A 22415-nucleotide genomic window follows, 5' to 3' on the forward strand; every position below is an offset into this window, starting at 1 on the left:
TACTAGTCTTTACTTTCGTATACACCTCTTGACACCAGGCAAAAAGTAAATAATTACCGTGAAATTGACGTATGCAGCGGTGGCGTTATTTTTCATTTAGAAACACCTCAAAATGTATGTATGAAAGTAAATAACAGTATCTGGTCGAAGGCATCCCTTGTCTATATACTTAGCATATAAATTCATGATTGACTGGAGGCATTGGATCATAATGAAACTTCATATTGCTTATGACCATCCCATTCCTATCAATGCTTTCGAATGGACCCCTTCCACGTATCGGCAGCCGCCTCATATGCACGCGAGTCTGGAGATCGGCCTCTGTTTAACAGGCAAAGGCTATTTTTTCTTTGGCAACAAACAATATGCAGCGAATCCTGGCGACCTATTCCTGGTCAATAATGAAGAACGGCATATTGCCCAATCTGCCCCAGACGACCCGAGCCGCTATCTTTTTGTTAACTTTGATCCCGCGCTGCTGCTAGCAGAGGAGCCCGGTCTGCTGCTGCCGTTTTCCTATCGTTCCACTCATTTTTGCAATCATATTTTGGGCGGCTCGCCGCTCGCCAAACAGCTTACGCCTTGGGTGCTGGCTATAGCGGAAGAGCTGCGGGAGAGGTCCCCAGGTTATTTAGCAATGGCCAAAAGCGCGCTCATTCAGCTGTGCGGCCGTCTTCTTCGACATTACGACGGTTTGCTAACCGATAAAGAGCGTCATCATATGGTACACTCCGTTCGCCAGGCGCAATCACTGGCCGCTTTGGTCGAGCATCGTTACCGCGAGCCGGTTAGCTTAGGGGAATTGGCTGATGAACTTGGTTTAAGCATCTCGCGCGTGAGTCGGGCGTTTCTGGAAACGACCGGTTATCGTTTCTCGGAATATGTTTCCTTGCTGCGTGTCCAGGCTGCCAAGCGTGAATTGGCAGGTACGGACAAAGCTGTTGCTGATATTGCATTCGAATGCGGTTTTCAAAGCTTGCCTACCTTTTACCGCGTTTTTAAAGAGACTGTCGGTCTGTCTCCGGTCCGTTATCGGCAATCTATAGGGGTTACGAAAATGATCAAAAAATGAGAATAACGCGTTCATGATTTGAGAAGCCATTGTCGTCATGACTGGTTATAATCAAGGCATATTTAGATTACATGGATTTCAGGAGGGCAACCGTGATGACGAAATGGATTGGACTGAGGGAAATAGTTCGAGACGAAATAAAACAGCGTGGAGAAGAAGGCTGTTATGTTGAGGGGGTGACCGAAGGTCTCGAAGCAGCCAGCACCGACGATGCAAAGTTAATGGAAGTATACCAGGCTTTAATGGCACTTGAACCACGTGCCGATTTCAAGTATATCGAGCCGTCGGAATTGGAAGCCATTCGCGCCGAACGTCCGGATGGACCGAGAATCCTGCCCGGAAACGGGGATGAACTCAAATGGCAGGATAAATTTCATGGTGCGTGGCTTGGCCGTTCGGCTGGTTGTGCGCTCGGAAAACCTCTCGAAGCTCCTTCCTTCATGCAAGGCTCCGGCGGAAGGCCCGGCTGGCACAATATCAAGTTGTGGTTCGAAGGCGCAGGGCAATGGCCGATTTGCCACTATACACCGGGGGATTCAACTGCAGAAGCCGAGTACGGTATCGAGATCGCAAGGTGGAGCAGCTTGGCCAGCTGCCGGGATAACATTCGCTTTATGGAAACAGACGATGATATTCGTTATACCGTTCTTGGCCTGCTCATGCTTGAGGAGCGAGGACTTGATTTCAACTCCTGGGATGTGGGCAAGCTGTGGCATCGTCATTTGTCCTTCGGGCAGGTATTCACGGCTGAAGCGCAGTCCTATCTTAATTTCGCTCGTGTCACTTCACATATTAGCGGCGATCAGCCAGATGACTGGGAGAAACATATCCATTGGGGTCGTTCTTATTTGAATCCTTACCGCGAATGGATCGGCGCCCAAATCCGTGTGGACGGATATGCATACGGTGCTGCCGGCCAGCCCCAGCTTGCTGCTGAGCTTGCTTGGCGGGACGCTTCCTTCTCTCATGTGAAGAATGGTATTTACGGCGCCATGTTTTGCTCGGCTATGATTGCCGCCGCATTCGTTGAACGTGATATGAAGCGAATTGTTGAGATCGGATTGAGTGAAATTCCGAAACACAGCCGCCTTGCAGAAGATATCGCATTAGCGGTCAACATTGCTGAGGAAACGGAAGACACATTAGATTTAGTGAGTAAAATATGGGAAGCATTTAAGCATTATCACCCTGTTCATACCAATAATAATGCTGCCTTATGCGCGGCTGCGCTCATTCATTCCGGAGGCGATTTTGAAAAAGGCATTACGACAGCCGTACTTGGAGGCTGGGACACCGATTGCAATGGCGCCACCGTCGGTTCCATTCTTGGCGCATCGCTTGGAGCGGCAGCACTTCCTGCGAAGTGGATCTCTCCGCTAAACGATACGTTGTATGCCGATGTCAGTGGCTTCCACCCCATTGCCATCTCCGAATGTGCGCAAAGAAGCTATCGCGTCTTCCGAAAATTGCAGCATTAAAATGATTAAGGATGAATCCAGTTGGAGGGGCGGCTAGCTCCCTTCCTCTCCGTCGAGTAGCCAGATGGAGTTTCACTTTTAGAATCTCACGGAACCTTACGTGAGCCTCTCAACTCTTTTACATATCGACCATTTGATTAGTCTTCGGTTCAGACAGTCAAGGGTTTACTTTGGGATTATGGATCAATAGTTTCCCGTTAACCTAGTGACCAACTGACTAGAACTTCATTCGATATACCCCAGCCTCACCGAGAAAATCTTCTCGGGTCAATTCTTTTTCCCCAAGCAATATCCGATAATTCGTTATCGTGCCATCATGTGAAATCATGATTACTTTTTTATAGCTTTCCCCGATCCAATCTAATAACCGCTTAGCATACCCTTCAAAAGTATCTTGTTCGATCCTATTAATCCCTTCTTTCCAGCAATCCAAATTGAAATCAAGAATTTTAGTATCTCCATATAGATTTGTGATTTCAGTTTTAGAAAGGATGTGATCACAAGCTAAAAAAGGAAGTTCGAGGTTCTGAGGAAACATTCTCGGACCAACCAATGGAGAAATAATGAAGTCCATATCATTTTTTATAATAGTTGCCGTCTCAATTGTACGTTTAGTTGGACTTACAAGAACTAAATCATCAGGATCAATTATTATTTCATTTCGTAGCTGCATTACTTGAAATTTTCCGTATTCTGTAAGACTAGGATGCAGAGTATTTAACCGATTTGGATAATCGTTGAGATGTTCTCCATGACCATGGCGAATAAATATGAATTCCATGTCCACCCTCCCTTATCTCATTCCCCTATTCGGCGTGATCCCATGAAGCGACTGAAATGCCCACGCGAATGAAACCGAAGACTCGTAGCCGTATTTATGGCGATATCGACACTCTAATCGCTTCGTTATTTTGCAATTCGAGCGCGGCAAGAGTAAGTTTTCTACGCATTCCTCCTCTCGACAAAAGTATACAATCCCGTCAATAGTTGCGTCTTCTTTTCTTGAGCACCTAGATTATGGCGTTCTCCGACCAGGCTGACTGTCTGTTTAATTTTAGCTTGGACCTGTTATCCATACAACTCTGGTAGTTTCGAGGTTCCAAAAACTGTTATGCATAAAGAGTGACAGGCATCCCAAAGCACGACACGGTCAAACATAGCAATTACGATCAAAAAACTCCTGATAAATTTTGCTATAATGACGTTAACCACTTAAGGGGGAGCAAGATGGAATCCTATGATACTAGTATCTTAAAGGTAACTGAATATATCGAACGTCGAATAAATCAAAAGATAACATTGGAAGAACTTTCGCGTGAGGCAGCATTTTCAAAGTATCATTTCATGCGAATTTTTAAAGCCTTAACTAAGGAAACACTTAATGAATACGTTAGGAAGCGACGGCTGACATTGGCTGCGAAAGAATTGATAGAAAGTGATACATCTCTTATTCAAATAGCACTCAAGTATGGCTACGCCTCGCAAGAAGCATTCAGTCGAACTTTTTCATCTTACATGGGAACTTCGCCATTAAGTTATCGAAAAAAAGGTGCACATCATTATAACTTATATAAGGATGTTTTATCCGAGGAAATTTTACGGACAAGGAAGCACCCTGTTCGTCATGAAACATGCATAATCGAAATCTCAGGATTTTATATTGGAGGTATTGTTTTAGAAAAGAATGTCAATAACCACACCATATCAAAGCATTGGAATCAGTTTTATGATGAATTAATCAAGCTTTCTATCGACCCCCATACAAAAAAATGCTTTGGTTATGAATCTTTGGATCAAGATAACGAGCCTTACTATATTGCGGCGGTTGAAGTAGAAAGTTTAGAAGAATTGCCTAAAAGCTGGATAGGGAAATACATACCGCCGCATAAGTATGCAGCAATTCCATTGGATAATGTAATTGAAAATATTCCATTTGCTATGGAAGAAATCTATCGAAATGAGTTACCTGCACTTCATGTTAAACCAGCGCTAAATTTCAGCCTGGAGTATTATGATGAAGATTTTACAGCCAATGAACCAACACACATGCTTCAATATTTAATACCCATCGAATAGGAGGAGATTGTATTGTATATTGGAAACGGAGCTTATTGTTATGCGAATTCGGCAAGTATGTTAATGAAAAGCGTTGGGGAGGATGTTCGTCCTTCATTGCTTGAGGTTCTATCAGGAGTTGGTCTAGGGGTAACGATGTATGGTAATGGAAATCTATTTTTACATAACAATACGGCAGATCCAGATGTTGCAATATCTAAAGCCATGGAGATTGCTGGATTTGCTTTCACAGAAGTATTTTCCAAAGCGGATGCTGAATGTCCAATTGATGAGATGAAAAAGCTTTTAGAAAAGTCACCTGCTATGCTTGGACCAATTGATATGGGATATTTAACCTATTCGCCAAATCATCAATTTCAACAAGGTGCTGACCATTATGTATTAGCTTATCGCATGGATGACAAGTATGTTTACGTTCAAGATCCAGCAAACTTCCCGTATGTGCGACTACCTATTGAAATGCTCAAGAAGGCATGGAAAGCTGAGAATATTGCATATGGTCGAGGCAGATATCAATACTGGCACTCCATTAGAAGAGTAAGTAATCCTTCCATGGATGAGATTTATGATGCTTCCATTCGTTTTTTCCAAAATATTTATGAAAATACAGGAGAAATCGGAAAACAAATTGGAGCAAAAACTGGAAAGGCAGCAATTGAAGTCTTCGTTGAAAAATTACGCAGCAATGAAATCTCTGATGATGCAGTTGGCAACCTTAAATTTTTCGTTTTCCAACTGGGAGCAAAGCGTGCCAATGATTTTGCTAATTATTTTGAGAACCGAAACGAAACTCTATCTCAACTAAAAAGACAACAAGCCGAACTCCTTGGATTATGTCATTCGCTAACCATGGAAGGCGATTGGAAAGAGCTTGCTTCTGTGCTTGAGAAGTTCGGAATATTGGAAGAAGCTTTTGAAGGAGAAATTCGTGGATTACATGTATATTCCTGATTAAAAAACATCCGCCTAATTTTAATTAGGCGGATGTTTTCGTCTAAAATCTAAGATTGTTATTGTTTGGATCATTTGGAAATAGGAATCGTTATGGATTCACTCTCAGACAAATTTTCCCCAAATAATGATTTTGGAGAGCCTCATGAGCCTTATTGGCGTCCTTCAGATCAAAAATATGACTGATATGAACGGTTAACCTATACTGTGAAATATGACGTTGAAGTCGGGCTATAATCTCGGGCTCGGGTTCGCCGTTATATCCTGTAGCCTTGATTCCTACGGGTATCCGTAAATCTGGTTGTATCCCGTGAGGGTATACGAGTCGTCCATCTTTACGGAGACAGTTGACAGCAGCATTAGCCGCATCTCCCCCTGCGGTAATTATGGCTGCATCGAATCCAGACGGCGCAAATTTCCTTGCCATCGAAGAGATATCCTTATCTTTGCCGTTTACAGTAGCATCACAGCCAAGTTTCTTCATTATGGCAACTCCGTCTTCACCTGAAGCAATCGCAAATACACGGGCTCCCATTCCCTTCGCCAACTGCACGGCGATATGTCCAACCCCGCCGCTGGCTCCAAAAATCAGAATAGACTCCCCTTGTCGAAGTTGCAGTACACCCTCCAGCCCGCGCAATGCGGTAATTCCGACTCCAGAAATAACCGCCGCCTCCTGCATGGTTAATCCATCCGGAATTCGGGAGACATACTTGGCATTGATGGCCGCATATTCCGCATAGAAGCCGCCATTAGGATTCAGAAAGGCTGGTGCATAGACCTGATCTCCCAAATCTACATTAGACACCTTCTCACCCCGCGCAATCACGATTCCTGAACCTTCCGAACCGAGAATATAAGGGAATTCTGGATTCATGTTTAACATTTCTGCATATCCGCCTTGTCGTTCGAATGCATCCCACTCTCCAACACCCGCATAGGCAACTTCAATCAATACATCTTCGGGGCCGATTTCAGGCACACCAATCTCCCGATGTATCAGTTCTTCTGGACCGCCAAACCGATCAAGCACTGCAGCCCTCATAGTATTTGGATGTTTAGTCATGGTTACCCCTCCAATAAACAAGTCTCTCCTTGCTAAGACCAACTTATCATATACACATGTCAATAGTTGGCATGTTTATATCGATGGATCTTTGTATCCAAGGCTAAACAACCGATGTTGGAACTTAACATCTATTTTAATGCATACTATTTTGGAACTTCTTGAGCCTAGATCGCACACCAGCCTCCGCTATTTGGCTAACAAATGCAGGTCTTTTTCTTGCTTCCGATTCGGCCCATCGCCTCGATTTTGCCGATATATTCCGTTGCAAGCGGCACTTTGCATGCCGTATTGCCGACATCCACATGCACTTTGCCGACCACCTCCGCGACTGCCTTCGCTTCCTCCGTTAATGGCTCAACGTATGCACCGACCGAAATAACGAAATTATTCATAACATAGCGGACCCAGTTGCGCTCGTCGTGGATGGTGTCGCGCACTCTTGTCAAATAACTGCGTAATTCCTCCATGTCGAGTGCTTCATCTGGCGCAACCGATACATAATTGGCATATGTACTCCATCCGCTTACGGCGACCAGTTCCTCCGGCGAATCAATCCACTCCACCGCCAGGTCATGCGCGTGCGGACTTTCCGCGGCTACTCTCGCTACCGTATACTCGGCAGGCGAATGCCAATTGGCTCCTGCCACCCAATGCTGCAACTGTTCTTTGGTGATGGTCTTCGGATTGATGCTAAGCCCCGCCAGGTACATCGCATCGTAGTTACCGGATTCATAGAGCTGCAGAGCGAGAGCTTGGTTTTTTTTCACATGCTTAACGAGCTTCTTCATGTCCCCGATTTTAACGCCGAAGAACGGCTCTTTCGCACCATGGCGAATATAAGTGCTTCTCGTCTGCTCACTGCCCATGCCAGCCAATGCCTGCATGATTTCTTCATAAGTCACCTATTAATCACGCTCCTAAACATATATTTAGCCGTCCAATTTAGTTATCGTGTGCATAGGATTAGCATACTTACTATATGGTCGTCATGCAATCACAATTGCCTCCCCCCTCGAGGTCAAAAGCCGCTTGTTATCCTGCAGGACGGACGCCGATACATGCATCTTACTGTCCGCGTCCTGCGGGTCGCCTTTGTTCTAATGACAATTGAAAAATCGCCATCTATACTAAACTCATAAAGCGTATGGAATGGAGGAGCCGTCTTTACATGAAAATCCTACTCGACATCAACCCGCGCAACGAAGAAACCACGGTGACGATTCACTGCAAAGAAATGACCCCAGCCATCCAGGAGATCCTCGAGTACCTCAACAAGAATGACACTGATTTGATCGTCGGAAAAGATGGAGAGAACCAGCACTTAATTAAGCACGAGGATATACACTACTTTCGTACAGAAGGCGATGTGGTCACAGCCGCCACCTCAGAAGGAATCTTTAAAGTGAAAGAAAAATTATATGAGCTCGAAAACTCCCTTCCCTCCCACCGCTTTATCAGGATCTCAAAGTCCGTCATTGCAAACCTGTATGCAATGAGCCATTTCGAACCATCATTTAACGGGACCCTTTGTGTTCACTTTAAATCAGGTGAGAAAGAATATGTTTCGCGTCATTACATTAGCCGAATTAAAGAAGTTTTAAAAATGAACCGGAGGGAAACGAAATGAATGCATTTATTTTCAGAAGCATCATCGGCATATTCTTCGGGGCTTTTATTGCTGTTATGACTACAAGTGCGCTTATTTATTTTGGTGGACAATCGACAATAGACGGGCTGCTTTTTATTAAAGATGCAGTTGGCTATATTTTTTGCGGCTGGCTGTTTACTGTCACACCACTCTATTTTAAGATCCGCTCACTTCGCCTGCCCATGCAGACAGCCCTGCACTTTCTAACAGTCACCATCGTCTACTTTATATTAGGCCTATGGATTGGCTGGATTCAGATTGGTGTAAGGAACTTTTTGATATACTTGGTCATCTCTATTTTCGGTTATGCCATCGGATGGATTGGGTTTTATCTTTATTTTAAAAATGAATCGAAAAAGCTGAATAAAGATCTTAGAAGACATTGAATATTAGGAGGATCAGCATGGAGAGTGTTATTACAGTTAAAAATCTATCGAAAAACTTTGGCGGGACCCAGGCAGTAAAGAATCTTTCCTTTGATGTTTACAGAGGTGAGATCTTCGGGATTATCGGGCCGAACGGCGCGGGGAAAACGACCACCCTCGAAATTCTGGAAGGAATCTCTGATCCAAGCCATGGAGCGGTTGAAGTTCTTGGACTTGTTCCCAATAAGCAGCTTCGTGAGTTAAACAAGAGAATTGGAGTCCAGTTTCAGGCCACTTCGATACAGAAAAAAATGAAAGTAAAAGAAGCGCTGGATCTCTTTTCTTCATTTTACGATAACGCCACGCAAAAAGATTATTTAGTAGAATTGCTTGGCTTACGCGAAAAGCTGAACGTAAAGTTCGATGACTTATCCGGCGGATGGAAACAGCGGGTAACTCTTGCTTTAGCCACTCTGCATGAGCCTGAAATCTTATTTCTTGATGAGCCGAGCATGGGGCTTGATCCCTCAGCAAGACGGGACATGTGGTCATTGATCCGACTGTTAAGGGACCGTGGAAGTACCATTGTGATAACCACGCATTATATGGAAGAAGCTGAGCAGCTGTGCGACAGGGTAGCGATGATTTACAGCGGCCAATTGCAAGCTTTGAACTCCCCTCGTGAATTATTAAACGAAGGTGCTGCTGGCTGTCTTGCCTTTATCAGCGAAGAACTCGGTCCCGAATATTTAAGCTCGCTTCCCGGTGTGGAGCGCGTTGACAAGAATCAAGCCGAATTCAAGGTGTTTTGTGATGACCAGCAGACAACGGCTTATCACATTTTCAGTTACTGTCAGGGAAAAGGCATCCCATTGTCCAGCTTCAGATTTGAGAAAGGCTCTCTTGATGATTTATTTGTTCAGTACCTGGAAAAGGAGAAGATCGGATGAACGCAATCGTAAAACTCGCCAGTTTAGAAACAAAAATGTTCTTTAGAGACCGTTTAAGCATGTTTTGGACATTCCTCTTTCCAGTAGTGATGATTGTGCTGTTTGGTTCCATGTTTGTTGGAGATAACATGAGCCAACAGGCTTTTGCGGAATATTTTGTTCCTTCATGGATTGGCGTCAATATCGTAACCACTTCCTTTTTCACACTGGGAACTGTTTTAACCAATTACCGGGAAACGGGCGTATTAAGAAGATATCAATCAACACCGCTCCAGCCGTGGAAAATCCTCGCCGCCCATACCTTTCAAGGGACCGTCATCTTTGCTATATCCGCCATGCTTCTTATGGTCTTTGGCATGCTGCTCTATGATTTAACCCTGCCGGCCTATATCGGAAGCACCCTGCTTTCATTGCTTATTAGCATCCTAGCCTTTTTCCCGTTTGCTTTATTTCTGACTTCCTTAGCAAAAAACACTCAGGCTGCATCCGCAATCAGTTCATTATTTCTAAACCTGATGCTGTTCCTGTCAGGAGCGACTTTTCCGCTGGAGATGATGCCGACGTTTCTTCAATATGCAGCGAAAGTACTCCCGCTCTATTACGTCATTCAGTTGCTGCGGGGGACGTGGACAGAAGCACCCATTACGGAATATGGTTTTGAAGCTGCTGTTTTGATTGGCATTGCGATTGTATCTGTAGTACTTGCTACACGGTTCTTCCGGTGGAGCGGGAAGTAGGAATAGTATAAGGAGAACATCTTCAAAAGTGAAGGCCCTTTGAGTTTCCCCTTACCCGATTTCAATCTTGCAATGATTTTTCGCCCAACCATGAAATCCACAAGTTCCAATTACACAGTCTTCCGACCGCAAGGTGATTCCCCAGCGGATTCCTTGATTATTTTCAAATCTCTGATTCCATCTGCGAATTAGTTCTTCTGCTTGTTCAATATTCGTAAAACTCTCCAAATCATAAAATTTTGTGACTTCATCCATTGAGAAATATTGAAATATTTCTTGTGAATCATCTTGTTTAATCTGTCTAAGTATAAATCTTTCCGTTTCTAAAGTAGGGAATTGAGACATGTTTTTGTCCTTTCATGTTTTGATATTCTATTTAACTAGTGAATCTGCGATCTCATTTATCAAACTATTCTAAAGATATCATTTAGAGTATTCTTAATCCAGAAATTCCCATATCTTCATACCGAACCAAAGACGGTATTTATCCCTCTATGGATGATCCAGCGCTCTGTATGTCTTCATCATTCAGGAGGTTTTTCGTACCGCGAACCACAATTCTACAAAATTAAGGCCATTTCTGCCTCCATAGACTTCGAATTCCATTCCATCCACCTGCTCGTATCCTGCTGTTGGAAGCCATTCTGAATAAAAGCGGTGGTATAACGACTCGATGGAATCATTAAATTGATCCCATGTAAACAGCTCTGATGGGAATATTGCCCAAGTGAGTGAAGGGATCGTTATTTCCAAGTATCCATCTGTTTTACTGGAATCGCTCTTAAATGAACACAGCATATACGGAAACGTATCATTTTCGGTTTTTCGATAACTGCACACTGCATGCACTTTATACATATCCTTACTCAGATATACAGGCAATTCACCCGCATTGGCAGTAAGTCTCTCTACTTCGCCATTGGCATGGCATTGTTGCCATAATCCCCCTGGTGTACTCAGTCCATCGCCATCACCGCTTGTTTGAAACACTCTTTCAATGCCAAATACTTGGAAAGATTCCTTGGTTTCGATCCGATAATTCATCGCCTCAACCCCTTTGATTGAAATAAGAAAGGTAAGCCGTGGATATGCTTTCAACGCGACACCTTCTTGACGAGCCGTGGTTGGATTGACACCATGCATCGATTGAAAAGCTCTTGCAAAAGAAACCGGTGAATCGTAACCATACTTAATGGCGATATCAATCACTTTCGTATCGCTATTCAACAAATCAATTGCTGCAAGAGTAAGCCGTCTGCGTCGTATATATTCCGCCAGTGTAACATCCGTAACGAAGGAGAACATTCTTTGAAACTGATAAGACGAACAGCAAGCTTGGCTTGCTATCTTCGTCAGGTCGATTTCTCCGGATAAATTTGTTTCAATATAATCCAATGCCCGATTCATCCTCGTAAGCCAATCCATTTCTTTCCCTCCTCTCAATCGAAGTATAGAATATCAGCGACTTTGTATCGCAACTTTTTATGCTCAAGTAAGTTGGTATTATCACCTCTCCATCATTCAGCAGGGACAGATACAGTGGCTTTCTTCTTCACTTCGACCAGATCGTTGACTCTTGTTTACCATGCAAAAAACCTCCAAGGTTGTCTCCATATCTTACGACATGGTTGCATTCTCTTGAAGGTATTTTTAATTTGTCTCACGTTATGGGGTCAGTCCCATTACTGTTTACTCTCGTACTGCTTTTTTACTTGCCACATATCCTATAAAAGAACCAGCCAAACTGAAAGCATAGACTATTATTACAGAGATGTATCCAAATCCTTCATATGAAACCGAGGGGAAGAAATACCTTAACCCATACACCGGTCCTATAATAAAGATTCCAACTGGTATTGAAAAAAGTATTGCATCTATATGATACATTACAAAAACACATGCAACAGAGACAAGACAGTAAAAAGAGCTGAACTTAAGAAAGCGCATGCTACGTTTGTCCCTATAATTAGGATAACCTCCCCATGACATCCACAAAATTAAAAAGAGAATAGTACTCACTAAATTCATAGTTGAAGGTACGTTGCCTTTTAGGTATGCACTGAAATTTATAATCGTAAACGGTATACTAAGAAGTAAAGCAAAGAATGATTTCAAAATCATGGCTTATTGAGGTTTATAGTCATGCTCAAAGTCATGGCTTTTATATATTTAGACATCCCACTACTCCTTCGATTTTTTATTTTCTGTAGTGTAACCCTATGTACTTGCACTTCTCGAAATGATGGATGATCCCCTTTCTTGCATGGGGGTTATTTCCCTCAACTTAGTAAACACCAAAAAAGCAAAAAAGTTACAAAAAAACTGAATCAGATGAAGTTCCTCAATAGAACCTCACATTGTTTCAAATCCATCACTTACAGGCTTCACATCGTTTACTCCCTCCTGCATCGGGTTAGCTCCACTCATCATACTCGGCTAAAAAAGCAGCTAATTTTCAATTTCTGCCAATCTAGAGTGATTGCTGTTAGAGTAAAATCTATAATGTAATAATTAATTCAGGATTTTTTAGGAAAACAGTCTTTAAGTTCAGTCAATATTTTATTATTCTTAATGGGATTTATGCTGATTTTCCAAGGAATAAAACGAAAAAATCAAAGTAAGGTTCGTCCGGAAATAGAATTATCCTCAATGTGACAGTATCGGTCTAGAATTCTTTCCAACATTCAAGAGGCAGCTGATCTCAATGTGATCGGCTGCCTATCGTTTCCCGTTATTTCAAGCGTATTGGTGAACCCACTCTTTTATCCGAGAGGCAACCTCGGTTACATCAGTAACCGTTGTATCAATAGTAGGCATAGGTGGGTTATAGACCTCATCGGCAATTTCAAGCAATCGTTTTGCAAAGTTTTTGTGGTTTTGAATCTCTTCCTCCGCCCAATTTCTTTCACGTAGACGTTTTTCGCGCGTTTCCTCATCACAATGCAGGTTTAGGTAATATACATGCTTAAAAAAAGGAAAGTCCGCACATTTTTCAATATCCCACGGCATCATTGTTCCGCATATTATAATCATGCGTCCATTTTCAGCGATATTGCGTGCAACCCGCAGCCAAATATTTCGCATTTTCTCCCAATCGTGCCCGATAAATTCAATAAGACTATCAGGGTCAAAAATATCAAAATCAGGCATCAATCTCCGCAATTCCTTGATAACATATGTTTTCCCAGACCCACTTGCACCTGTTACGATAAATAAAGGAAATTTACTTTCCATTGTTATAACCTCGACTTATACTGCTGTCTATATTCGCTCGGGAGCATACCTGTCTGCTCTCGAAAAGTTCTGCTGAAATATTTCTCATCTTCGTATCCGGTTTGCTTGGCAATCCAGACAATTGGCCTGGCCGTCTGCTCCAGATATTCCCGCGCTTTATCGATTCGTACCTTGCGCAGATATTCATTGAAGGAAAAGCCTACGATTTCTTTGAAACATTGATAAAAGTAGCTTCGGCTTAGATTGACCCGCTTCGCGACATCGATGGCGTATAACGGAAACTCCAGTTCATCGTGCACGATCTTTACCGCGGTCATAATGCTGCCGCTCACTTCCGGGCTCAGCTGCAGGCTGCCTGAGCGCGTAATCCCATTTTCCCTGAAATGTTTCAGCCAGTCCGTAACCTCCCGCCAGCACGTAAATGTGTCAGGGAGCTTAATATCATCAGGTTGTATCGCTCTATAGAGCCGGTTCCAGTCAACCATAAAGCCATAGATCCATTGCATTAGCTTGGGGACGGGTATACGCAGTTCTTTTAATCGACTACAAAGCTTATCAAAGGCTTCATCGTCATGGACCCAAGTGAAGGCGTGTAGTAAATTCTTCACAGTGTCCGTCTCCTCTTCTCCCGGTTCAGGATGTTCTGCCAGCAGCTCCATGACAGACTTCTCAATCGGATAGGGCTCATTGCCGTCGAAGTCGTAAAAAAAATCTCTGCTCCTGTAAGCCCGTATCCGTTGGTGCAGATCGGATGGAGATAAACCGGCTGCATGCCGTAACCGCACCATATGCCATCCGGAGCTGCGCGTTCCGTTTGGAAGCGGCGGCAACGGGTCTTCTTCGTAATGGTCTTGAGGCTGAACCTCCTTGGCAAGATCCGTCAACCACATCAGAATAGATCCTTCCGATTCGGCTATCCAGCCCAAGGAAACACAATCCGCAACCATACTGCTTGTTAATGGCTCATCCGGGAATGTCAATAGCGCATAGGCCGTATCGGAAGAACAAACCTCTGCTATCGTATGCGACTCATTCTTGTGCTTCTGCTTCTCTTCCACAATGCGCGAGTGGATGCGACGAAACACTTCTTCGAACTGGTCTTTTTCTAGCTCTACCTTGGCAATGTAATCAATGGCACCCAGTCGCAGCGCTTCCTGAATGTATTCAAAATCCTGATGAAGCGTCAACACGGCGATCGCGATATGCGGATATAACTTGCGTACAACCCGAATTAATTCGATGCCCGACATCACGGGCATGGCCAGATCGGTCATTAACAGGTCTACCCGATTCGCCTTCAGAAAATCGAGCGCCTTCTCCCCGTTGGCAGCTTCGCCTACAACTCTCATTCCGAACGATTCCCAGGGTAAAAAGGACATCAGTCCCTTACGTACAAGCTTGTCGTCGTCTACGATGAGAACATGGATCATTTCGTTTAATTTCCCTCCCCAATTTGTATCGAAATGATGATGCGGGTACCATTGCCAAGCTCGCTTGTTACCGTCAGACTCGCTTTCCCTTCATAGTGAAATGCTAACATTCGTTTGACATAATTCAGTCCGATTCCCATCCCCACTCGATGGTGTTCAGTCTGTTCTTGCTCAAGCAACGCCTCAATTGTTTCTTCAGGGATCCCCCACCGTTATCTCGAATTTCAATCTCTAGTCTGTCATTCTTTCTAACCTCCACCTCGATCCTGCCGTTGTCATCCAGCCCGTGATATAGCGAATTTTCAACCAACGGCTGCAGAATGAACCTAGGGACTGTCACTTCGAGCAATGCATCGTCTACGTGAATATTGACATCGAACTGAAAATTGTATCGAATCTGCTGGAGAATAAGATATTGTTTCAGTGAATCAATCTCATCCCTGATTGTCGCGACACTGTTGCCTTTGCGGAGATTGTAGTAGAGCAGTTTGTTCAACGAAGTGACAAGCCTGTCGATCTCCTCCTGACCGTTCATAACGGCAAGCCAGTGAGCGGTATCCAGCGTATTCATCAGAAAATGCGGATTGATCTGATACTGCAGCTTCTCGATCTCCAGATCCGCTCTGCGCTTCTCCTTGGCCTTGATTTCAGAATACAGCTGCGTAATCTGAACCTTCATATGTTGAAATTGGTTTAACAGCATTTCAAATTCCGGGATGCTCGATTGCGTGGCAGCCGCATTAAAATTGCTCCCCGCAATCGATTTGATCTCCTTATGGAAGCGCGACAGCGGCCGGTACACCATTTTCCATAAAAGCCAGCCAATCGTCAGACTAACTACGGCGAACAACAGCGCCAGCCCCAGCATCTGCATCATCCAGCGATTTTTCTCGCGGTTGTAGTCGGATTGCGCAATTAGCGAGACCACGCTCCAGCCCTGATTGCTGACTTGTCGATACCAATAATAATCGGAAGTCATACCTGTTACCAGGGACGGCGATAATGAGTCCGAAAAAAATGAATTTTCAGGAAAGATATCTTGAAGTTCGCTGTATGATATTCTTCCGTTGTTGTCCAGAATTAAATGATTGGTATGCTTGCTGACTTCATCCAAATCAAGAATGCTCTGCGTCAGCTTGAAACCGGACTCAATGTAGACATAGGCATCCTCCCTCTCCGGCAAATCCACCTTTCGCAACGCGGAAAGCACATATTGATTGTTGAATCGATCTTTACTGATATGCGGTCCAAAATAGGTGATGCCATAATACTCTGCGAGGATTGGAAGGTTATCGACATTGAATGGTTGTTTCATGCCTGTATTCTCAAAAAGAGTGGTCTGATCGTCGCGTAAATAATACAGCGTTAATCCGACATTGGGATTCGTGAATGTGATGAGATTCAGTTGATTTTTGATTTCGTCCGTCAGATAACTCCGGTCATACGGCTGCTTCGCCATCAAAAACATCTCAAGCTGCCTACCGACATTCCCTTTAAAGGACAGTTGTTGGGATACGTGATTCAGATTGTTCAGCGTGTTCTCAAGCGACAATCTGACCTGCTTTAAATTGCTTTGAATGCCGGATTGCAGCTTCGTATTCAGAATGGATGTAATGGTGTTGTATGAAAGATAACAGGTGCAGATGAAAGGGATCAATGTTGCTGCGGCGAACAGTAAAAGAATTCTATTTTTCAAGGTCAATCGCTTCAGGCGGGACTTCCAATTCTTTTCCGGTTTCAACGCTAGCATCCCCATCGATTATTGACTCCTCCTCTCTTCGAATCAGGTCTAAGACGTGCATAAATAGAAACAGGTGGGAAAAATCTTTCTAGAATATAACACAAATAAAAATGATTATTGAGCAAAGATTTCAATAATTCAGATGCCTGATCTGTTATCTTTCAGTGGAAAAAAACAGGGTAGACAAATGTCTTCTCCTTAGTGGGTGAAATGTCCAGCCACCCGGAACAGCCGTCAATTTTTGTACATATGACCCCCTCATTTAGAAACCACCTTCTATCCTTGAAGGCGGTTTCATTGTGTTACAGTTAAATGGTCCATAGGGATAGTTATTCCATTCAATCTGATAGAAGGGGTGTAATTATGAAAAACAAGTCAAAAACGTTAGCGCTATTACTTGCCTGCTTTCTCGTTCTAGGTGCTTGCAGCAATACAACTAATAACACGCCGGCTGCACCGGAGAAAAGCGCGGAATCAAGCGAACCCGCTGATCCATTTGGCCGCTACGAAGAACCTGTCCAGATCAGCATCAGCATTGAAATCGATCCCACCGATAATGAATTGCCGCCTGGCGACACGCCGCTGGACAATCAATATACTCGTCAGATTAAGGAAGCGCTTAATGTGGACGTCGATCATCAATTCGCTGCCTCCGGCCAGAATCTTCGCCAGAGAATTAGTCTCGCCATTGCAAGTAACGATTTGCCGGATGCTATGGTCGTCAATGCCGTTGAGCTGCGCCAACTGGTCGAAGCCGACCAAATTGCCGATCTTACTGAGGTGTATGAGCAATATGCATCCCCGGAGATAAAGACCATCATTGAAAACACCAACGGTGCTGCATTGGAGGCAGTTACATTCGACGGCAAAATCATGGCCCTTCCGGGTGTGCAGGCAAATGCCGACGGCATTCACCTCCTGTGGATCCGTCAGGACTGGCTGGATAAGCTGAACCTTGAACCGCCAACCACGATGGCAGAACTTGAGGCCGTCGCCCGTGCTTTCGTCGAAGATGATCCGGATAGCAACGGTCAGCGCGATACGATTGGGATCACTGGTCCGGAGAGTGGCGGTAAGCTGTATGCGAACTTCCTGGAGTCGAAGAACAATTTGTACGGTTTTGATGCCATTTTCTCCGCACACGACTCGTTCCCTGGATACTGGCTCGAGGGCGAGGATGGCAGCCCTGTGTACGGCTCAATTCTGCCGGAGACTCGCGAGGCGTTAGCTAGTTTAAGAGATTTGTATTCCAAGGGACTTATTGATCCTGAGATGGGTGTTCGTAACAAAGCGGATGAGCCCATTATCGCCGGAAAATCCGGAATGTTCTTTGCACCATGGTGGATGGCTTACGGCCCGCTAACCAATGCCGTTAAAAATGATCCCGAAGCCAACTGGCAAGCTTATGCCCTGCCTTTGAATCAAAATGGCGAATTTAGACCACATGCTGCTACACCTTCAACTGAGTTTGTGGTGGTTCGGAAAGATTACGAACATCCGGAAGTTCCGATGAAATTGCTAAACAATTTGTTTAAAAACGAACAAGAGAACACCTTTGACCCAAGCAAAGGCGGTCCTGGTTACTATCCGCTCCGCGTGGTGTACGCTCCATCCGATGAAATTGAATTTACAGTCAGAGCCCTCCGTGATGTGCTGGCTGGAAATAAAACCGCAGAGGATTTTGCGGATAACAAAGCTTACAAATTGCTGCCTTCGGATATCGCAAGCATCAAGACGATCAAAAACGAGCCTTACGATTCTATGGATCTTTCAACATGGAACCCTGAAGCGAACTGGGGAGCATGGACACGAGCGTACTCCATGATGGTGGGCGGAAGGCCGCTGGTTGATACCGAGTTTGAGGAGGTGCCCAGTCTTCTGTATGAGCAGACGCCATTAATGGAGAGCCGTTGGGTGAATCTCCGAAAGTTAGAGGATGAGACCTTCCTGCGCATCATTATGGGCGCGGCTCCACTGGAGACATTCGACTCCTTCGTCGAGAACTGGAAACGTCAAGGCGGCGACCAGATTACCCAGGAGGTTAAGGACGCACTTGTGAAGTAATCTTATGGCATATTACGAACCATATAACCAGAGCTCCCAGCACCTGTCAGGAGCTCTGGAACATTCGAAGTAGGATTCGGGGAAAGGAGTGCTGTCATGCGAATGAAAGGTTTCGCCAAACATTATTATCTGATGCTGATCCCGGGATTTCTATGGCTGTTCGTCTTCAGCATCGTTCCGATGTTCGGTATCATCATTTCGTTCCAATATTTTAATCCAGGCAAAGGAATCCTGGGCTCGGATTGGGCGGGACTTGAGCACTTCAAGTATATGTTTTTGCTGAAGGATACACAGGAAGTCTTCATGAATACGCTTGTCATCGCGTCCATGAAGATTGTCGCCAATCTGATTGCGCCTCTGCTGTTTGCACTGATGCTCAATGAGCTGCGTCTGATGATTCTCAGACGCTGGATTCAGACCATTGTCTATCTGCCTCACTTTTTATCCTGGGTTATTCTGGGGGCATTGTACTAGATCTATTCTCCTATAATGGACCCGTTAATCAACTGACTGCTTTGTTCGGATTCCAGCCCAAACTGTTCTTTGCCGATTCCCAGCTGTTTCCGTTCCTCGTAGTCGGCAGTGACGTCTGGAAGGAATTCGGTTTTGGTACCATTATCTATCTTGCCGCGCTTACCGGTATCAACCCGGCACTGTACGAAGCTGCCAACATCGATGGCGCAGGACGCTGGAGAAGTCTCTGGCATATCACGCTGCCCGGGATCCGCACGACAGCCGTATTGCTTACGGTACTCAGCTTGGGTAATGTGCTTAACGCGGGCTTCGACCAGATCTTCAATCTGTACAACCCGCTCGTCTATTCTACAGGTGATATTATTGACACCTGGGTCTATCGTACAGGTTTGCTCAACCTCCAATATGAACTTGCGACCGCCGTCGGCCTGTTGAAGTCCGTTGTGGGCTTCCTGCTGATATCCGTCTCGTATTATCTGGCTTACCGTTTTGTTAACTATCGCATATTCTAAGGATTCATCCTGATGAAAGCTATGTAAACTCATACCATTCCAACTTGAGTAGGAGGTGCTGACCGTGGTCAGAGACCGGACGTTCGGCAACCGTGTGACGGATATTATACTGATTGTAGTCCTGATAGGCATTACTTTGTCATGCGTCCTGCCGATCTGGTACACGCTCTCCCTTTCGCTTAGCTCCAACTCTGCCGCTGCGGCCGGTAAGGTCTGGCTATGGCCAGTCGATTTCAATCTCAACGCATATAACCAGATTCTCAATGACAATCAGTTCTTCCGGTCCTTCTGGACATCGACCGAGCGAGTGCTGCTGGGGGTTATTCTCAATTTTATCATGGTTGTGCTCATGTCTTACCCGCTCTCGCGGACAGCGAGAGAATTCAAGGGGCGCAATGTGTTCATGTGGATTCTCATTTTCACGATGTTGTTCAACGGCGGTCTGATCCCCCTATATCTGACGGTCAAAGAGCTCAACATGCTGAACAGCATCTGGGCACTTGTCCTGGTCGGCGGCGCGCAGACACTCGTCTTCAATGTTATCCTCACGATGAACTTCTTCCGCAACCTGCCCAAGGAGTTGGATGAAGCCGCCCTTGTCGACGGCGCGGGACCATGGTACATCCTGTTCAAGATCTACATCCCTCTGGCCGTGCCGGTGCTGGCGACCGTCTCGCTGTTCAGTATCGTGTATCACTGGAATGAATTCTTGTACGGTCTGATCTTCATGTCCCGTGAGCAATTCTATCCACTCCAGACGTATATCCAGCAGCTCGTCGTCTCGGTCGATCCATCGACGATGTCCGAGGACCAGTACCGTCGCTTGTCGGAGTTGTCCAACCGGACACTCGATGCCGCCAAAATCTTCATCGCGATGCTGCCCGTCCTTATCGTTTATCCCTTCCTTCAGCGCTTCTTCATCCACGGGATTACGCTGGGGTCGGTTAAAGAGTAAATCACCCACCAGGGCAACAAGTTTCAGAGATCCATACCATTTTCTTAACCTTTATAATAAAACATATTGTAAATAGGGGCCGTCCCAAACGATCTTAGATCTTGAGAAACGGCCCCTTTTTACTGTTGCTTCGTGTATAAAAAACTCTAATATAATGGGACCATGAGCTTATCTGCCTTCCTCTTTAACACGCATGCCGTATTGATGGGTTAAGGCATATGGTGTTATCTAAAGGAGTCTGTTCTCTGTTCCCTGGTAATCATCCTTCCCCGTAACTTGGGTATCAAAATTATAGTAACAAAATTACTTCGCTGCAACGGCTTCGATCTCAACAAGCAAATCAGGTGATGCAAGGGCTTTAACAATAACTAACGTCGTCGCCGGGGGAGGAGTCGGCAAGGCCCCTGCTCCAGCCTCCATGAAGGCACCCAGTTGATTTTCATCCGTTAAATAGATTGTGGATTTCACGATGTCGTTGGCATCCATATTCGCACCTGCAAGAACTTTGTATAAATTATGGATCGCCAATTCCGTTTGTTGCCGAATACCTACACCGGGAATTCCATCCGGACCTACACCTACTTGACCTGAGATGAACAGCATTTGTTGGAATGATGTAACCTCTACTCCGTGGTGATAAATGTCCGAGGAAACCATACCTGGAGGGTTGAATTTTCTTAGCATCTTTCCCATCTCCTTTATTAGCATATCGGGATTCGTGTTCAAAGTCGGATGCAGGCATTAGATTTTCTAACGGCGAACCACAGTTCAACAGTGTGAAGGCCGCCTCTTTCACCACAAAGTTGCATTTCCATTTCATCCACCTGCTCATAGCCTGACGTCGGGAGCCATTCCGCATAAAATCGTCGATACAACGTCTCAATGGTTTCACCAAATGCATCCGAAGCAATCGGTTCGGAAGGGAAGATGGCCCATGTTTGTGCGGGAATCGTTATGGTTGAATACCCTTTTATGTTGCTGGTTGCGCTCTTAAAGGAACACAACATATAAGGAAACGTGTCGTTTCCTGTTTTTTTATAACTGCAAATTCCATGTACTTTATTTGAATCTTGGCTTACAAAACGGGGCAAGTCGCCGGCGTTACAAGCAAGTCTCTCAACTTCGCCATTGGCGTGGGATTGCTGCCAGAATTGTGCCGGCGTGCTCGGTGTATCACCACTTTCATCACTTTGAAAAACTCGTTCAATACCGAAAACTTCGAATGATTCCTTCGTTTCAATACGATAATTCACCGCATCCACCCCCTTAATCGTAATCAGGAATGAGAGGCGTGGATAGGCTTTAAGAGCAATTCCGTCTTGGCGAGCCATTGCCGGCGTGATCCCATGAAGCGATTGAAATGCCCGCGCGAATGAAACCGGAGACTCGTAACCGTATTTTATGGCGATATCGATCACTCTAATTGCTTTGTTATTTTGCAATTCGAGCGCGGCAAGAGTGAGCTTTCTGCGCCGAATATACTCTGCCAGCGTTACATTAGTAATGAATGAGAACATCCTCTGGAACTGATGAGATGAGCAGCATGCTCTACGAGCAACTTCACTCAGTTCAATCTCTCCAGCTAAGTTTAATTCGATATAGTCCATCGCCCGATTCATCCGTTCAAGCCATTCCATCAGATTCCTCCTCTCGACAAAA

At 44.8% G+C, this 22415-nt stretch carries 19 protein-coding genes and 2 pseudogenes; 11 read left to right on the forward strand and 10 right to left on the reverse strand.

What is annotated here, in order from left to right; genetic code table 11:
- The first annotated feature begins 211 nt into the window (after positions 1-211).
- Positions 212-1072: a helix-turn-helix transcriptional regulator gene (locus BJP58_RS03985; RefSeq protein WP_194542886.1), complete on the forward strand. Its 861-nt coding sequence runs from the start codon at positions 212-214 to the stop codon at positions 1070-1072.
- Positions 1073-1167: 95 nt separating this feature from the next.
- Positions 1168-2550: an ADP-ribosylglycohydrolase family protein gene (locus tag BJP58_RS03990; RefSeq protein WP_194542887.1), complete on the forward strand. Its 1383-nt coding sequence runs from the start codon at positions 1168-1170 to the stop codon at positions 2548-2550.
- A 217-nt stretch (positions 2551-2767) separates the two neighbouring features.
- Here BJP58_RS03990 and BJP58_RS03995 read toward each other — a convergent pair whose 3' ends face one another.
- Entirely contained in the window at positions 2768-3331 is a 564-nt protein-coding gene (locus tag BJP58_RS03995; protein WP_194542888.1) for a histidine phosphatase family protein, read from the reverse strand.
- Between the two features lie 446 nt (positions 3332-3777).
- Between BJP58_RS03995 and BJP58_RS04000 the strand changes: the two genes are divergently transcribed.
- Positions 3778-4626: an AraC family transcriptional regulator gene (locus BJP58_RS04000; protein ID WP_194542889.1), complete on the forward strand. Its 849-nt coding sequence runs from the start codon at positions 3778-3780 to the stop codon at positions 4624-4626.
- Between the two features lie 12 nt (positions 4627-4638).
- Positions 4639-5577, forward strand: coding sequence for a hypothetical protein (locus tag BJP58_RS04005; protein ID WP_194542890.1), 939 nt, complete (start codon positions 4639-4641; stop codon positions 5575-5577).
- Between the two features lie 91 nt (positions 5578-5668).
- On the opposite strand, the gene BJP58_RS04010 is transcribed toward BJP58_RS04005, so the two are convergent.
- A complete protein-coding gene (locus BJP58_RS04010; RefSeq protein WP_194542891.1) occupies positions 5669-6643 on the reverse strand; it encodes a quinone oxidoreductase family protein in 975 nt (324 codons plus the stop codon).
- A gap of 197 nt (positions 6644-6840) precedes the next feature.
- Positions 6841-7548 carry a DNA alkylation repair protein gene (locus tag BJP58_RS04015; RefSeq protein ID WP_194542892.1) on the reverse strand — a complete coding sequence of 236 codons (708 nt, stop codon included), beginning with the start codon at positions 7546-7548 and terminating at the stop codon, positions 6841-6843.
- Between the two features lie 266 nt (positions 7549-7814).
- On the opposite strand from BJP58_RS04015, the gene BJP58_RS04020 reads away from it, so the two are divergent.
- The 4 genes from BJP58_RS04020 to BJP58_RS04035 are packed head-to-tail and all read left to right on the forward strand — an operon-like array spanning position 7815 to position 10346.
- Positions 7815-8273: a LytTR family DNA-binding domain-containing protein gene (locus BJP58_RS04020; protein ID WP_071219056.1), complete on the forward strand. Its 459-nt coding sequence runs from the start codon at positions 7815-7817 to the stop codon at positions 8271-8273.
- Positions 8270-8680 carry a DUF3021 domain-containing protein gene (locus BJP58_RS04025; RefSeq protein WP_194542893.1) on the forward strand — a complete coding sequence of 137 codons (411 nt, stop codon included), beginning with the start codon at positions 8270-8272 and terminating at the stop codon, positions 8678-8680. Before BJP58_RS04020 ends, BJP58_RS04025 begins: the two co-directional genes overlap by 4 nt.
- A gap of 17 nt (positions 8681-8697) precedes the next feature.
- On the forward strand, positions 8698-9609 hold the full coding sequence (locus BJP58_RS04030; protein ID WP_194542894.1) for an ABC transporter ATP-binding protein: 912 nt from the start codon (positions 8698-8700) through the stop codon (positions 9607-9609).
- Positions 9606-10346 carry an ABC transporter permease gene (locus tag BJP58_RS04035; protein WP_194542895.1) on the forward strand — a complete coding sequence of 247 codons (741 nt, stop codon included), beginning with the start codon at positions 9606-9608 and terminating at the stop codon, positions 10344-10346. The genes BJP58_RS04030 and BJP58_RS04035 overlap by 4 nt, the downstream gene beginning before the upstream one ends.
- Before the next feature lie 51 nt (positions 10347-10397).
- Here the strand turns inward: BJP58_RS04035 and BJP58_RS04040 are convergent, their stop codons facing one another.
- From BJP58_RS04040 to BJP58_RS04060, 5 genes and pseudogenes are all read right to left on the reverse strand, one after another.
- Entirely contained in the window at positions 10398-10691 is a 294-nt protein-coding gene (locus BJP58_RS04040) for a GNAT family N-acetyltransferase (protein WP_194542896.1), read from the reverse strand.
- 183 nt (positions 10692-10874) lie between these two features.
- The gene (locus tag BJP58_RS04045; protein ID WP_194542897.1) at positions 10875-11771 is read right to left on the reverse strand and encodes an AraC family transcriptional regulator; all 897 of its coding nucleotides are present in this window, start codon (positions 11769-11771) and stop codon (positions 10875-10877) included.
- 1311 nt (positions 11772-13082) lie between these two features.
- Positions 13083-13580 carry an AAA family ATPase gene (locus BJP58_RS04050; protein ID WP_233354951.1) on the reverse strand — a complete coding sequence of 166 codons (498 nt, stop codon included), beginning with the start codon at positions 13578-13580 and terminating at the stop codon, positions 13083-13085.
- A 2-nt stretch (positions 13581-13582) separates the two neighbouring features.
- Entirely contained in the window at positions 13583-15010 is a 1428-nt protein-coding gene (locus tag BJP58_RS04055; RefSeq protein WP_194542898.1) for a response regulator, read from the reverse strand.
- Between the two features lie 5 nt (positions 15011-15015).
- A pseudogene (locus BJP58_RS04060) lies at positions 15016-16760 on the reverse strand (sensor histidine kinase).
- A gap of 354 nt (positions 16761-17114) precedes the next feature.
- Between BJP58_RS04060 and BJP58_RS04065 the strand changes: the two are divergent.
- The 3 genes and pseudogenes from BJP58_RS04065 to BJP58_RS04075 all read left to right on the forward strand — a co-directional run bounded on the left by BJP58_RS04065 (position 17115) and on the right by BJP58_RS04075 (position 20756).
- A complete protein-coding gene (locus BJP58_RS04065) occupies positions 17115-18815 on the forward strand; it encodes an extracellular solute-binding protein (protein ID WP_194542899.1) in 1701 nt (566 codons plus the stop codon).
- A 96-nt stretch (positions 18816-18911) separates the two neighbouring features.
- Positions 18912-19801: pseudogene (locus BJP58_RS04070) on the forward strand (ABC transporter permease).
- Between the two features lie 64 nt (positions 19802-19865).
- Positions 19866-20756: a carbohydrate ABC transporter permease gene (locus tag BJP58_RS04075; RefSeq protein ID WP_194542900.1), complete on the forward strand. Its 891-nt coding sequence runs from the start codon at positions 19866-19868 to the stop codon at positions 20754-20756.
- A 303-nt stretch (positions 20757-21059) separates the two neighbouring features.
- Here the strand turns inward: BJP58_RS04075 and BJP58_RS04080 are convergent, their stop codons facing one another.
- Positions 21060-21440 carry a RidA family protein gene (locus BJP58_RS04080; protein WP_194542901.1) on the reverse strand — a complete coding sequence of 127 codons (381 nt, stop codon included), beginning with the start codon at positions 21438-21440 and terminating at the stop codon, positions 21060-21062.
- Positions 21441-21478: 38 nt separating this feature from the next.
- Entirely contained in the window at positions 21479-22393 is a 915-nt protein-coding gene (locus BJP58_RS04085; RefSeq protein WP_194542902.1) for an AraC family transcriptional regulator, read from the reverse strand.
- Positions 22394-22415: the final 22 nt, after the last annotated feature.

It is taken from the genome of Paenibacillus sp. JZ16 (assembly GCF_015326965.1).
Taxonomy (GTDB): Bacteria; Bacillota; Bacilli; order Paenibacillales; family Paenibacillaceae; genus Paenibacillus_AQ.